Here is a 13,386-nt window from a genome sequence, read left to right on the forward strand (position 1 = left end):
GATAAGAATGAACTACGAAAATCTGATTTTTGCAGTCGAAGACAAAATTGCGATTGTCACATTGAACCGGCCCAAAGCGTTAAACGCGCTTAATTCCGCTTTGCTGGGTGAATTGTCACAGCTGGTGGACACTGTCGGGAAAGACGATTCGATAGAAGCGGTGATTATCACCGGAGCGGGGGACAAGGCGTTTGTGGCGGGTGCCGACATTGCCGAAATGAAGGGCAAGACGCCGCTTGAAGCAAGAGCATTTTCGCAGTTGGGCAATGCCATATTTACCAAAATCGAACGCTTGCCACAGCCGGTCATTGCTGCTGTGAACGGATTTGCGTTGGGCGGCGGCTGTGAATTGGCGATGGCTTGCGATATTCGTCTGGCCAGCCCGAATGCAAAATTTGGCCAACCGGAAGTGAATTTGGGGATTGTCGCCGGGTTCGGCGGTACACAGCGGCTGCCACGGCTGGTGGGAGTCGGCATTGCAAAGGAGTTGCTGATGACGGCCGATATGATTTCGGCGGAGCGGGCTGCTCAGATCGGGTTGGTGAATCATGTTGTGGAAGCGGATCAATTGTTGGACAAGGCGAAGGAAATGGCGAAAAAGATGCTCTCAAAAGCGCCTTATGCCGTGCAATTCAGCAAAAAACTGGTAAATGAAGGGATGAATGTAGACCTTGACCGGGCGCTTGCGTTAGAATCGGAAGTATTCGGCACGTTATTCGGAACGGAAGACCGTTTAGAGGGAATGTCCGCATTCGTTGAGAAGCGGCCGGCATCTTTCCGAAAAAAATAATTGACCGATATATCGAGATAAGGAGTCGGAAAATATGAACTTTCAATTGACGCCCGAACAAGAAGAAATCCGCAAACTCGTCCGCGATTTTGCGATTAAGGAAGTGCAGCCGACTGCCGCTCTGCGGGATGAGGAAGAGCGGTTTGACCGTTCCATTTTTGATAAGATGGCAAAAATCGGTTTGACCGGCATCCCTTGGCCGGAAGAATACGGCGGCGCCGGGCTGGATTTTGTATCGTATGTGATTGCGATTGAAGAGTTGTCCCGTATCGATTCGTCGATTGGAGTTACGCTTTCTGCTCACATTTCGCTTGCAAGCTGGCCGATCTACAAATTCGGAACGGAAGAACAGAAGCAGAAATATTTGCGGCCATTGGCAGAAGGCAGAAAAATAGGCGCTTACTGCCTGACGGAACCAGGTTCCGGTTCGGACGCGGGCGGCATGCGAACAACCGCTGTACTCTCTGAAGACGGCAAACATTATATCCTGAACGGCTCGAAGATTTTTATCACAAACGGCGGTGAAGCAGACATATATGTGGTGTTTGCTGCTACCGACCGTTCGCAAAAGACGCGCGGCATCACGGCGTTTATCGTGGAAAAGGATTTTCCGGGGTTCCAGGTGGGGAAAAAGGAAAAGAAAATGGGGATTAAATCGTCGCCGACCACCGAGATTATTTTTGACAACTGCAAGGTGCCGGTAGAAAACCGCTTAGGTGACGAAGGGTTCGGTTTTAAAGTGGCGATGATGACCCTTGACGGCGGACGTAACGGAATTGCCGCACAGGGGCTAGGTATTGCGCAAGGGGCGCTGGATCTGGCGCTCGATTATGCGAAACAGCGGGAACAATTCGGCAAATCGATTTCGACCTTCCAGGCGATTCAGTTTAAATTGGCCGATATGGCGACCCAGATCGAAGCGGCAAGGCTGCTGACCTATCAGGCCGCATGGTTGGAAAGCAACGGGCTTCCTTATGGCAAGGCGTCCGCGATGGCGAAGTTGTTTGCTGGCGATATCGCTATGGACGTAACGACGGAAGCGGTGCAAATATTTGGCGGATATGGATACACAAGGGAATATCCGATTGAACGGTTTATGCGGGATGCGAAAATCACGCAAATTTACGAGGGTACGAACGAAATCCAGCGTGTGGTGGTATCCGGTTACTTGTTAAAAGAATAAGGCGCACGACCTGTCGCGCACTTGAACAATCCTGCTGGTCTATTCGGATGCGAGGCTCCTTGCGAGCACCTGCATCCGAATTGCCATTACGGAGGGGGAACGTGCGAAAGGGAGAAGAATTCCATGGGAAACGGGTGAGCGGATGGAACTGACAGAGCGGATTTTGAAAGGGGATCGGCGGGCGGTGGCCCGTGCGATCACGCTGATCGAAAACGATGCAACAGAAAAAGACGAATTGTTGCAGGAACTCCACAAACACACGGGAAACGCGTATTTGATCGGGATTACAGGTCCGCCTGGGGCAGGCAAAAGCACATTGACCGATCAACTGTTGTTTTTGCTGCGTAAACAGGGATTAAAAATCGGGGTGATTGCAGTTGACCCGACATCTCCTTTCACAGGTGGCGCGATTCTGGGCGATCGTGTGCGAATGAACGACCATGCGCTGGATCCAGGTGTTTTTATTCGTTCCATGGGGACAAGAGGAAGTTTGGGCGGGTTGGCGAAAGCGACCAAGGAGGCAACGCGGGTATTGGACGCGTATGGTATTGATGTTATTCTGATTGAAACGGTCGGAGTAGGGCAATCGGAACTTGACATTATGAATGTAGCGGATACAACCACTGTCGTTTTGAATCCGTCGGCGGGCGATCACATTCAAACGATGAAAGCGGGCATTATGGAAATCGCCGACCTGTTTGTGATCAATAAAGCGGATCTCCCTGGAGCTGACAAAACGGAACGGGAAATCAACAATATGCTCGATTTTATTCATGATTTCGATTGGCGTCCGCCCGTTTTAAAAACAACCGTCAGTCAACCTGCCAGTTTTCAGGCAATGTGGGAGGCATGCTGCCAGCACCGGACCTTTTTGCAAGAAAACGGACTTTGGGAGAAGCGCCGTAAACAGCGGAGGCAGGATGAGATCGTTGGCATCATTGAAGATCGGGTTCAATCCCGGATCCGTCACTGGATAGAAAAGAATCCATCTTGGCAGCAGATTTTGACAGAAGTGGAAGCAGGAGAGAAGAATCCCTATCAAGTTGCAGATCTAATCCTCGAATGGTATAATACGTCTAATTGTGATTAATTTCCAATGTTCGGTGAAATCGTGTGATAGAGACGTGAGGAGTGTACTTGAATGGCGGAAGAAGTAATTACGCTCTCAAATCTGAGCGTAGAAGAAGCGAGAGAAAATTCGCTCGTTGATCTTGCATACGCGATTCTCAAAGAAACAAATAAACCGCTTCACTATCGTGAAATCATGCAAGAAGTCGCTAAGTATCGGCAGATGTCAGAAGAAGAGATTAAAGCGTCGATTGCGATTTTGTATACAGAAGTCAATGTGGATGGACGGTTTCTCTGTTTAGGAGATAACAGTTGGGGGTTGAAACGTTGGTATCCGGTTGATAAGACGCTTGAGAAAACTGTTGGAGACGGCAAGCGGTTCATTCGTAAAGATGATGATGACCTGTTTGAAGACGAAGATGAAGAATTGTATTTGGAAGAAGAGCTTGATGAAGTGGATGTCGATGAGATCGAGTTGGTGGATGACGAAGACGTGTTCGACGATGTGGAAGAAATCGATGAAGAAGTTGACGATGAATATGACGACGCAGAACCGGAAGACGAAGAACAGCCGGAAGATGAGGAAGAGGAGTTTTGACCCGTCTTTGCGTCACTTGACAACCTCTTTTTCCCCGAGATAAGATGGCTGGGGAACAGCAGAGGGGCGAAAACCTAAAAAGCCGATTTTTGCTTGAACAATCTGTTCATTCGGCTTTTTATTTTTTTTTGTTTCGACCGTTCATGCAATACAGATATGTTTGGGGGCAATTGGTATGGCGAAATATATATTTGTAACGGGCGGAGTAGTATCTTCCCTTGGCAAAGGAATTACGGCAGCGTCGTTGGGACGGTTGTTAAAAAACCGTGGACTGCGTGTGACCATACAAAAATTCGACCCGTACATTAACGTCGATCCGGGTACGATGAGCCCATACCAGCACGGCGAGGTTTTCGTGACGGAGGACGGTGCGGAAACCGATTTGGATCTTGGTCACTATGAACGGTTTATTGATATCAATCTCTCCAAAAACAACAATGTAACGACCGGCAAAGTTTACTGGTCGGTGATTCAAAAAGAACGGCGCGGCGATTACCTGGGCGGCACCGTACAGGTAATTCCGCATATTACCAATGAAATCAAAGAACGAATTTTTTTGGCTGGCGAAACGGCTGATGTGGTGATTACCGAGATCGGCGGAACAGTTGGCGATATTGAAAGTTTGCCTTTTCTGGAAGCCATTCGCCAGATGAAAACGGATGTAGGCCGCAATAACGTGATGTATCTTCACGTCACTCTGATTCCCTACTTGGGGAAAGCGGGTGAAATCAAAACGAAACCGACGCAACACTCGGTGAAGGAACTTCGCAGTATCGGGATTACCCCGCATGTAATCATTTGCCGGACCGAGCGCCCGTTATCAATGGATGTGAAACGGAAAATCGCGCTGTTTTGCGATACAGACCCGGAAGCGGTGATTGAATCACGCGACGCGGAATCATTGTACGACGTGCCGCTGATGTTCCAAGAGCAGGGACTGGATGAAATTGTAGTGAAACATCTCGGTCTGGATTGTCCGCCTGCGGAAATGACCGAATGGAAGCAGTTGGCTCATCATGTGAAAAACCTGAGACATAAAGTAAAAATCGGCTTGGTGGGCAAATATGTGGCTCTGCGCGATGCTTATATTTCAGTTGCAGAAGCACTCTATCACGCCGGTTACGCAAATGATTCACAGGTGGAAATCGAATGGATTCATTCGGAGGATGTCACGCCGGACAATGTGAAGCAGTTGTTGGCGGGTTGTGATGGAGTCCTCGTGCCGGGCGGTTTTGGCGATCGGGGAATTGAAGGCAAAATCACGGCTGCCAAGTATGCGCGTGAAAATAAAATTCCGTATTTGGGTATTTGTTTAGGCATGCAGATAGCGGTCGTCGAATTTGCAAGACATGCAGTCGGATTAGAGGGTGCAAACTCTTCGGAAATTAACGAGTTGACCGACTACCCGGTAATTGATTTGTTGCCGGAACAGAAAAATATTGAGGACAAAGGCGGCACAATGCGTCTCGGATCCTACCCGTGCAAGTTGGAACCAGGTTCGAAAGCGCATGCAGCTTATCAAACGGAAACAATTGAAGAACGGCACCGTCATCGGTACGAGTTCAACAATGATTTCCGGGACAAACTGACAAAAGCAGGTCTGGTAATATCCGGCACATCGCCCGATGGCAGACTGGTAGAAATTGTAGAAGTGGCCGACCATCCTTGGTTTGTCGCCTCTCAATTCCACCCCGAATTCACTTCTCGTCCGAACCGTCCGCAGCCGTTGTTCCGGGATTTTATCCAGGCAGCACTGGCACATTCACGTTAGTTGCTTTGTAATCAACGAATTCCCGCTGTATATGCGGGTTTTTTCTTTGAATTCGAGGAATTAACAGACAATTCGACATAACTAGACAAAAGGCGAAAAAAGGATTTTACCAGGGCAAATCGAATATGTTGGTAAAGAATAGCAATTGGGGCAACGATTCGGGGGGATATTACGATGGCAAAGAAAATTCTGATTGTGGATGATCAATATGGTATCCGGATGTTGTTGAACGAGGTCCTTGAAAAAGAGGGCTATGAAGTCCATCAAGCACCGAACGGTCAAACCGCATTGCAAATTGTAAAAGATTACAAGCCGGATCTGGTATTGCTGGACATGAAAATCCCCGGAATGGATGGATTGGAAATTTTGCGCCATATCCGGAAAACGGAAGCGGAATTGAAAGTGATTATGATGACCGCTTACGGGGAGCTCGACTTAATCAAAGAAGCGATGGCTTTGGGAGCATTAACCCATTTTACGAAACCGTTTGATATTGATGAGTTGAAGAAGACAGTCAGCTATCAACTGACACCGCAGGAAGTATAAGGGTCGATGCTGATATGAGGGGCTTCATTCCCGATGGGGGATCGAAGCTCTCTTTGCTATGATGGGCATAGTTTATAAACCGATGGGGAATGTAAAAAAGCAGGTTGCAAAATGTGATCGGTAGAGTTGCCAAATATTAATAAACCTGTTAGCATGATTCAAGGAATAACGTGAAGTTGGAGGGAGTACATAATGGCGTTCGCCTCGTTTAAACAAGTGTTGACAGACGGGTTAAAAAACGGTTATGCGGTTGGCCAGTTTAATGTGAACAATCTCGAGTTTCTGCAAGCCATCATGGAAACGGCGGAGGAAGAACGTTCGCCTGTGATTTTGGGAATTTCCGAAGGCGCAATGAAATACATGAACATCGAGTACACGGTGGCAATGGCTAAAGCGGCCGCCGAAAAGGCAAGTGTGCCGGTTATTCTGCATCTGGATCACGGTTCTTCTTATGAAGTGGTTCTGAAGTGTATCCGAGCCGGATTTTCTTCAATTATGATTGACGCTTCCCATTATCCGCTGGAAGAAAACATTGCAAAAACAAAGCAAGTGGTCGATGCCTGCCATGCGATCGGTATTGAAGTGGAAGGGGAGCTTGGCCGAATTGGCGGTGTGGAAGATGATATAGCGGTTGACGATCGGGACGCCACATTGGCGCGGCCGGACGAAGCGGTCCGCTTGGTGAAGGAAACCGGAATTGACGCATTGGCGCCTGCCATTGGATCTGCGCATGGCATGTATAAAGGGAACCCGGAGCTGGACTTTGAACGTTTGCAGACGATTCGCGATCTGACCGGAGTTCCGCTTGTGCTGCATGGCGGATCGGGTATTCCGGATGAAGATATTCGCAAAGCGATTTCACTTGGTGTTTCCAAGATCAATGTGAACACGGAAAATCAGGTTGCATTTACGGCCAAAGTCCGGGAACTGCTTGAGAAAGACGCGAAATTGTATGATCCTCGCAAATATTTGGGTCCCGCAAGAGAAGCGATTAAAGCAACCGTTCGTGAGAAAATCCGTTTATTCGGTTCCAATAACCGAGCGTAGCCATCCTTTCGCAAAGGGGACAAACAGATGAAATTTTTTATCGACACAGCAAATGTCGAGGAAATTCGATTGGCCAATGAAATGGGAATTGTGTCAGGTGTAACGACGAACCCAAGCCTCGTGGCCAAAGAAGGACGCGATTTTGTTCAGGTGTTGAAAGAAATATTGGCAATTGTGGATGGACCGGTTTCCGCCGAAGTCATTTCGCTTGATGCGAAAGGAATGGTGGAAGAAGGGCTGCGATTTGCCCAACTGCACGAAAATATTACTGTTAAAGTTCCAATGACGGCCGAAGGGCTGAAAGCGGTAAAACAGTTTGCGGCCAAGGGAATCAAAACCAACGTGACGCTGGTTTTTTCGGCAAACCAAGCGCTGCTGGCAGCGCGGGCAGGCGCTACCTTTGTGTCCCCGTTTATAGGTCGGTTGGATGATATTTCGCAGGATGGGATGGAGTTGATTCGCGACATCTCAGAAATTTTTAATATTCACGATATCGATACGGAAATTATTGCCGCATCTGTAAGACATCCGGTGCATGTCACGCAAGCGGCGTTGTCAGGTGCTCATATTGCAACCTGTCCGTATGGGGTGATCGAGCGCATGATTAAACATCCATTGACCGATCAAGGAATTGAGCGTTTTCTGGCTGACTGGGGCAAAATGAATTCGTAATCCGAAAAGCACCTGCCGCTGGTGGGTGCTTTTTTTAGCACTATCGGAAAGTATAACTTTGAAGCGTGCGATAGTATAGAGGAAGGCCGACTAAAAGCGCGACATCCGTGTCGGCATCAGCGCATCCATGCGCAAGTCAACCTAAGGTTCGCCGGCGCTTAAGCTTGGCGAAGCCAGGTTTTCTTTATATGCTTCGGCAGAAGCCTTTGTTATAATAAGTACAAGTTTACAAGGAGGAAAAAGAATGGAAATGATGGATGCAAATCAGATTATTGAATTTATCCGTACAAGCGAAAAGAAAACTCCGGTTAAAGTATACATAAAAGGCGATTTGGCGGGAATCGATTTTGGCGCCGGGACAAAAACGTTTATTTCCGGCAATACCGGTGTACTGTTTGGCGAATGGAAAGACATACAACCCACATTGGAAGCCAACAAAGATAAAATCGAGGACTATGTGGTGGAAAATGACCGGCGGAATTCCGCTATTCCACTGCTTGATATCAAAAACATTCATGCACGGATTGAGCCGGGCGCCATTATCCGCGATCAGGTTTCGATTGGGAACAATGCGGTAATTATGATGGGGGCTTCGATTAACATCGGGGCGGTTATTGGAGAAGGCACCATGATTGATATGAATGTAGTGGTCGGCGGCCGCGGCACAATCGGGAAAAACTGCCATATTGGGGCTGGCTCTGTGATCGCAGGTGTGGTGGAACCGCCGTCTGCCAAACCGGTTGTAATCGAAGATGATGTGGTGGTAGGCGCAAACGCGGTGATCCTGGAAGGGGTGCGCGTGGGTAAAGGTTCGGTCGTCGCAGCCGGTGCTGTAGTGGTTGACGATGTGCCTGAAAATGTGGTTGTCGCAGGCATCCCTGCCCGCATTATTAAACAGATTGACGACAAGACAAAGTCCAAAACGGAGATTAAGCAGGAACTTCGTCAGTTATAAAACCAAACCAGACAAAATCTTGTGAAGTGCGGCCGTTCCCAAAGGGGCGGCCTTGCAATTCAAATAGAGGGGGTTGTTTGAATGGCAACCGCGCATCCTTTTATCCAAATCCGGCGGCAGTTGCACCAGATTCCAGAGCCCGGCTTTCAGGAATTTAAGACACAAAAGTTTTTGCTCGATTATTTGGCTTCGCTTCCGCAGGAACGATTGGAAATCAAAACATGGCGGACTGGGATTCTCGTCAAGATTAAGGGACGCAATCCCGTGAAAAAAATCGGCTGGCGCGCTGATATGGATGGGCTGCCGATCGAAGAAGACACCTCATACGAATTCCGCTCGCAACACCCGGGCTTTATGCACGCTTGCGGGCATGATTTGCATATGACGATTGGGCTCGGCATTGTCACCTATTTTGTTGGAAATCCGATTGACGATGATGTAATTGTCGTGTTCCAACCGGCGGAAGAAGGGCCGGGTGGGGCAAAGCCGATGCTGGAAAGTGAAGAATTTGCAAAATGGCGGCCGGATATCATATTTGCATTGCATATTGCACCTGAATATCCGGTGGGTACCATAGCCACACGTCCGGGGATTCTGTTTGCCAATACGTCGGAGTTGTTTATCGATTTGACAGGCACCGGCGGGCATGCTGCTTTTCCGCATTTGGCAAATGATATGGTGGTAGCAGCCGCCCATTTGGTCACACAATTGCAGTCGATCGTGGCGCGCAACGTCGATCCGCTTGACTCCGCAGTTATTACAATCGGACGGATTGAGAGCGGCACCAGGCAAAACATTATAGCGGATAAAGCCCGTCTGGAAGGAACGATTCGGACTTTGTCGATTGAATCCATGCAAAAAATAAAGTCGCGCATTGAATCGGTCATTCAGGGAATTGAAGCGGGGTTTGTCTGCAAAGCGGAGATTGACTACGGCTCGAATTATTGCCAAGTATATAATAACGAACAATTGACAAGCGAATTTATGAACTGGGTAAGATCAGAGGGGAAATACAATCTGATCGAATGCAGGGAAGCGATGACAGGAGAAGATTTCGGTTACTTTCTGGAGGAAATTCCCGGGTTTATGTTCTGGTTGGGTGTCGATACGCCCTACGGGCTGCATCACGCCAAAATTGAACCAAACGAACAGGCGATCGATCTTGCAATCGATCTGATTTGCCGGTTCATAGAGTGGAAATCGAACAATCGCTAACAGATTGGAAAAGAGGCATGCCGTGTTGGGGTTTGGTGATAAACCTGTTCCATTTTTTGTAAGCGATAGGGTTATAGTGACTGATTGTAGTTCTCCACCACCTGCTCAAGTGCTCCTAGACTCTGAGGGTTCTGAATATAAATACTCTCTGTCTTTAGGTGTGAAAAGAAGGATTCAATACAGGCGTTATCGAAACAGTTTCTTCTGAATAAAGTGAAACAAAAGCACTAGACAGGAACGTTTGTTCGTAATATAATTCTTCTTAAAGGCATCTAATCGGGATTGTCGAATATTGTCGAATAAAAATATGAATACGTGCATATTTTACAGGTTATATTTTAATAGTGGCACGGCAGGTCACGTCTGAGCGATGAGCTCCTTTTCTCGTGGCAGCACTCATTGGAGTGTGGGCTCCTCCCGCCTGTACATATAAAACGAAGCAGCCAAAGGGCTGCTTTTTAATAATTTTACCGTGGTAGAAACAAATGTTTGTAGTTATCTATAAACCCGAATGGATGGTAAAGGAGCCCTCTCCAATCCCAATTAGTGAGCTCTGCTTCATTCCAGTCAACTACATAAGAGTAACTTTATCGTACCACAAATAAATGTGAGATGAAAAAGGAGACCTTACCGCATTAACCATCGGAAAAAGAATGGAAAACCAAGGGTTGGTCAGCTTAGTCGAAAAGTTTGATGAGCTTCGATGCACAATATGAACCGCCCTAAACCGAACGGTACCTACGGTGGTGAGAGGTCGGGGGCTAGTCACCCCCTCCTGCTCAATTAACAGTTCCCCCAACAAACCGCTCCAGCCGGTCAAGCCCTTCCTTCAAAACGTCCATTGCATACGCGTAGGAAATACGGATGTAGCCTTCCCCGAGAGGGGAGAAGGCGTCGCCGGGAACAACTGCGAGCCGCTGTTCATCCAACAGTTTGACGGCAAATTCGAATGAGGATAATCCAAGCGGCTGAATCGATGGAAAAATATAAAAAGCGCCCTGCGGTTTCACCACCGGCAGTCCGATCGTCTGCAGCCGATCATATACATAGTCGCGGCGGATCTGATATTCTTCTCGCATCAGCGATGCATCGTCGATTCCGTTTGTCAACGCTTCGAGTGCAGCATACTGGCTGATCGTGCTGGCACAGGTAACGTTATATTGGTGCACTTTTACCATTTGCTGAGAGATGTAAGCGGGAGCAAACGTGAAACCGATTCGCCAGCCCGTCATCGAGTGGGATTTGGACAATCCGTTAATAACGATCGTTTTATCCCGCATACCTGGAAAAGACGCGATGGAAATATGCTCACTGTCATAGATCAACTCGCTGTAAATCTCATCGGAAACGATGAATATCTCTTTGTCTTGCAGCAGTTCCGCAATCTCCGCCAACTCCGCACGGTTCAAAATGCAGCCGGTCGGATTGGACGGGTAGGGCAACACAATGCAGCGGGTCCGCTCTGTAATGTTTTGCGCAATCATTTGACGATTCACTTTAAACCCGTTTTGGGTCGTGTCCAGATAAACAGGAACGGCGCCGCACAGCCGGATGATGGGCTCATAACCAGGGTATACAGGCCCCGGTAAAAGTACTTCACATCCTTCTTCCAGAATCGTACGAAATGTAATATCGATCGCTTCACTGGCACCCGCTGTGACAATCACTTCGGTGTCCGGTTGGTAGATCAGGTCGTATTTTTTCTTTACAAAATCGGCGGCTGCCTGTCGCAATTCCAACAAGCCTGCGTTCGCTGTGTAAACCGTCCGATTCGCATCAATCGCCTGTTTGCCCGCAGTTTTAATATGTTCCGGCGTGTAAAAATCAGGCTGTCCAATGGTCAGGGAAATCGCATCCTGATAATTCGCCACCAGATTTGAGAATTTCCGGATTCCGGAAATCTGGATGTCTTTCACTCGTTTGTTGAGGAGATGTTCCATACTGATTACCTGCTTTCGCAAAACGTTCAGGATTTTATTGTACTATAGGTTTGACGCCCGAAAAAGCCGGATTGGCGCCGGTTACTTTTCAAACCGTCCCCGAACTTGTGCAATCACCTGCTCGTTTGGTGTATCCAGCCAAAGGCGAAGCAGTGGGAGAGCATTCGGGTCGACATCGGTCAGCGCTTGCTCCAGGTTTTGACGGTTCACGGTGCGGAGCCGATTTTTCAAATAAAACTGCTGCAAAAAATTGAAAAATTTCTGATCGCCCAGCACGCTGCGGAGATCATGATACATCAGAACAGGCCGCAGATACATCAGATAATAGTAGGTCGTCTCGTTCGTGAAATTCATATAAGGCTGGTCGGCCGGTTGACCGGTTACCTGCACAGGAGTTCCGTAGCGATTGGGCGCGTAACTTTTACCATCGCGAAAAAGGGCCCAATCGTCGGCGATCATTTGACGATAGGCAGCGGCACCGTCTGTTCGTTCCGTATACAGAAGCGCCGAATAATCAGCTAACCCTTCATCCAGCCAGGGGTTTAATGCCTTGTAGGTGCCGACAGACGAAAACCACCAGGCATGCGCAATTTCGTGAGCGATCCAATGTTCCCCATTTTTCCAATTCCATATATCGTCGGAAAACAATGCCAAATTCGGATATTCATGCGCGAATGTCGTACCGGTTGGCATCTCCAGCACGGACAAAGACGGATACGCATCGTTGCCGAAACGGATCGTATAGGTTTTGACCGCATTATCCACAATCGTCTTCAGTTTCTGCAGGTTCGATTCATTGCGGACAGCTACCGCGACCTTGACGCCTTCTGACGTTTGCCAAGAGGTTTCATGCCACCCGGTTCCGCCAATTAAAGCAAAGTTGCGGATGCGGTCCGCTTTCCATTCAGAAAATGATTGATTGCCTTGCGATTCAGCGGAGACGAGTGTACCGCTTGTATACCACTTAAAATGAGACGGGTATTTTAACCGTACTTGATAATCGGCCAAATCCATCAGGAACGGATCGCCGAATGGATAGGGGTGCGGCCGCGGTATCCAGTTTCCGTTTTGCCAAACGGCCAAAATCGGATACCAATAGGTCAAAGACCAGACTCCCTGTGTTTCTCCAAGTCGTGTCCCGGCTGCCGGAATGGGGGTGGAAAAGTGGATTTTGACCTGAACCGATTTTTTTTGTCCACCAAGCGGAATCGTTAATTGATATGCATTTGCGTTAAATGGAACCGTTTTTCCATTTAACTGCACCTGTTCAATCGCAATCGGTTTATATGTGGAGGGAAACAGGTAAAACATCAGGTTGTCAGTTGGAACGGAAGGGATGGCGACGACTGCTGTCCCCGTAATCAGCGAGTTTGCAGTGTCAAGATCCGCATCAATTTGATACTTTACGTGTGCATCGGTTACAGCTTGATTGGATACGAATAGGGAGGATGACTGCCAGTGGTTCCATTGCGACTGGAGGTAGGCAATCCATCCTTGCGCAGGCCGCAAGAAAATGCCTAGAATAATGGCAGTTGCGAAAAAAGACAAAATCAGTTGGTAAAAAAAAAGTTGCTTCTTGCTGCTGAACAAGGTGGTCCCTC

13 protein-coding genes are annotated in these 13,386 nt (G+C 48.1%); 10 read left to right on the top strand and 3 right to left on the bottom strand.

The window, feature by feature from the left end; genetic code table 11:
* The first annotated feature begins 7 nt into the window (after positions 1 to 7).
* The 10 genes from skT53_RS13500 (at position 8) to skT53_RS13545 (ending at position 9,845) form a co-directional block, all read left to right on the top strand.
* On the top strand, positions 8 to 790 hold the full coding sequence (locus tag skT53_RS13500; protein WP_200757859.1) for an enoyl-CoA hydratase-related protein: 783 nt from the start codon (positions 8 to 10) through the stop codon (positions 788 to 790).
* 34 nt (positions 791 to 824) lie between these two features.
* On the top strand, positions 825 to 1,973 hold the full coding sequence (locus skT53_RS13505; protein WP_200757861.1) for an acyl-CoA dehydrogenase: 1,149 nt from the start codon (positions 825 to 827) through the stop codon (positions 1,971 to 1,973).
* Between the two features lie 142 nt (positions 1,974 to 2,115).
* The gene (gene meaB, locus skT53_RS13510) at positions 2,116 to 3,063 is read left to right on the top strand and encodes a methylmalonyl Co-A mutase-associated GTPase MeaB (RefSeq protein ID WP_200757863.1); all 948 of its coding nucleotides are present in this window, start codon (positions 2,116 to 2,118) and stop codon (positions 3,061 to 3,063) included.
* 51 nt (positions 3,064 to 3,114) lie between these two features.
* On the top strand, positions 3,115 to 3,639 hold the full coding sequence (gene rpoE, locus skT53_RS13515; protein ID WP_200757865.1) for a DNA-directed RNA polymerase subunit delta: 525 nt from the start codon (positions 3,115 to 3,117) through the stop codon (positions 3,637 to 3,639).
* A gap of 175 nt (positions 3,640 to 3,814) precedes the next feature.
* Positions 3,815 to 5,410: a CTP synthase gene (locus skT53_RS13520; RefSeq protein ID WP_200757867.1), complete on the top strand. Its 1,596-nt coding sequence runs from the start codon at positions 3,815 to 3,817 to the stop codon at positions 5,408 to 5,410.
* 174 nt (positions 5,411 to 5,584) lie between these two features.
* Positions 5,585 to 5,956, top strand: a complete 372-nt coding sequence (locus skT53_RS13525) for a response regulator (protein ID WP_200757868.1) — start codon at positions 5,585 to 5,587, stop codon at positions 5,954 to 5,956.
* Positions 5,957 to 6,148: 192 nt separating this feature from the next.
* The gene (gene fba / locus skT53_RS13530; protein WP_200757870.1) at positions 6,149 to 7,003 is read left to right on the top strand and encodes a class II fructose-1,6-bisphosphate aldolase; all 855 of its coding nucleotides are present in this window, start codon (positions 6,149 to 6,151) and stop codon (positions 7,001 to 7,003) included.
* A gap of 27 nt (positions 7,004 to 7,030) precedes the next feature.
* Positions 7,031 to 7,675: a fructose-6-phosphate aldolase gene (gene fsa / locus skT53_RS13535; RefSeq protein WP_200757872.1), complete on the top strand. Its 645-nt coding sequence runs from the start codon at positions 7,031 to 7,033 to the stop codon at positions 7,673 to 7,675.
* Positions 7,676 to 7,919: 244 nt separating this feature from the next.
* Positions 7,920 to 8,630, top strand: coding sequence for a 2,3,4,5-tetrahydropyridine-2,6-dicarboxylate N-acetyltransferase (gene dapD, locus skT53_RS13540; RefSeq protein ID WP_200757874.1), 711 nt, complete (start codon positions 7,920 to 7,922; stop codon positions 8,628 to 8,630).
* Between the two features lie 81 nt (positions 8,631 to 8,711).
* On the top strand, positions 8,712 to 9,845 hold the full coding sequence (locus skT53_RS13545) for an N-acetyldiaminopimelate deacetylase (protein WP_200757876.1): 1,134 nt from the start codon (positions 8,712 to 8,714) through the stop codon (positions 9,843 to 9,845).
* A gap of 71 nt (positions 9,846 to 9,916) precedes the next feature.
* Here skT53_RS13545 and skT53_RS19240 read toward each other — a convergent pair whose 3' ends face one another.
* From skT53_RS19240 to skT53_RS13560, 3 genes are all read right to left on the bottom strand, one after another.
* Positions 9,917 to 9,988: a hypothetical protein gene (locus skT53_RS19240; RefSeq protein ID WP_404828966.1), complete on the bottom strand. Its 72-nt coding sequence runs from the start codon at positions 9,986 to 9,988 to the stop codon at positions 9,917 to 9,919.
* 636 nt (positions 9,989 to 10,624) lie between these two features.
* On the bottom strand, positions 10,625 to 11,785 hold the full coding sequence (locus skT53_RS13555) for an aminotransferase A (RefSeq protein WP_200757878.1): 1,161 nt from the start codon (positions 11,783 to 11,785) through the stop codon (positions 10,625 to 10,627).
* An 81-nt stretch (positions 11,786 to 11,866) separates the two neighbouring features.
* Positions 11,867 to 13,375 (bottom strand): M1 family aminopeptidase, encoded by a 1,509-nt coding sequence (locus skT53_RS13560; RefSeq protein WP_200757880.1) that lies wholly within the window; start codon positions 13,373 to 13,375, stop codon positions 11,867 to 11,869.
* Positions 13,376 to 13,386: the final 11 nt, after the last annotated feature.

This window comes from Effusibacillus dendaii, from assembly GCF_015097055.1.
Taxonomy (GTDB): Bacteria; Bacillota; Bacilli; order Tumebacillales; family Effusibacillaceae; genus Effusibacillus; species Effusibacillus dendaii.

Excerpts from the sequence above, each read along its gene's own strand:
- skT53_RS13500 (WP_200757859.1), top strand. The coding sequence starts at position 8 with ATGAACTACGAAAATCTGATTTTTGCAGTCGAAGACAAAATTGCGATT.
- skT53_RS13505 (WP_200757861.1), top strand. The coding sequence starts at position 825 with ATGAACTTTCAATTGACGCCCGAACAAGAAGAAATCCGCAAACTCGTC.
- meaB (WP_200757863.1), top strand. The coding sequence starts at position 2,116 with ATGGAACTGACAGAGCGGATTTTGAAAGGGGATCGGCGGGCGGTGGCC.
- rpoE (WP_200757865.1), top strand. The coding sequence starts at position 3,115 with ATGGCGGAAGAAGTAATTACGCTCTCAAATCTGAGCGTAGAAGAAGCG.
- skT53_RS13520 (WP_200757867.1), top strand. The coding sequence starts at position 3,815 with ATGGCGAAATATATATTTGTAACGGGCGGAGTAGTATCTTCCCTTGGC.
- skT53_RS13525 (WP_200757868.1), top strand. The coding sequence starts at position 5,585 with ATGGCAAAGAAAATTCTGATTGTGGATGATCAATATGGTATCCGGATG.
- fba (WP_200757870.1), top strand. The coding sequence starts at position 6,149 with ATGGCGTTCGCCTCGTTTAAACAAGTGTTGACAGACGGGTTAAAAAAC.
- fsa (WP_200757872.1), top strand. The coding sequence starts at position 7,031 with ATGAAATTTTTTATCGACACAGCAAATGTCGAGGAAATTCGATTGGCC.
- dapD (WP_200757874.1), top strand. The coding sequence starts at position 7,920 with ATGGAAATGATGGATGCAAATCAGATTATTGAATTTATCCGTACAAGC.
- skT53_RS13545 (WP_200757876.1), top strand. The coding sequence starts at position 8,712 with ATGGCAACCGCGCATCCTTTTATCCAAATCCGGCGGCAGTTGCACCAG.
- skT53_RS13555 (WP_200757878.1), bottom strand. The coding sequence starts at position 11,785 with ATGGAACATCTCCTCAACAAACGAGTGAAAGACATCCAGATTTCCGGA.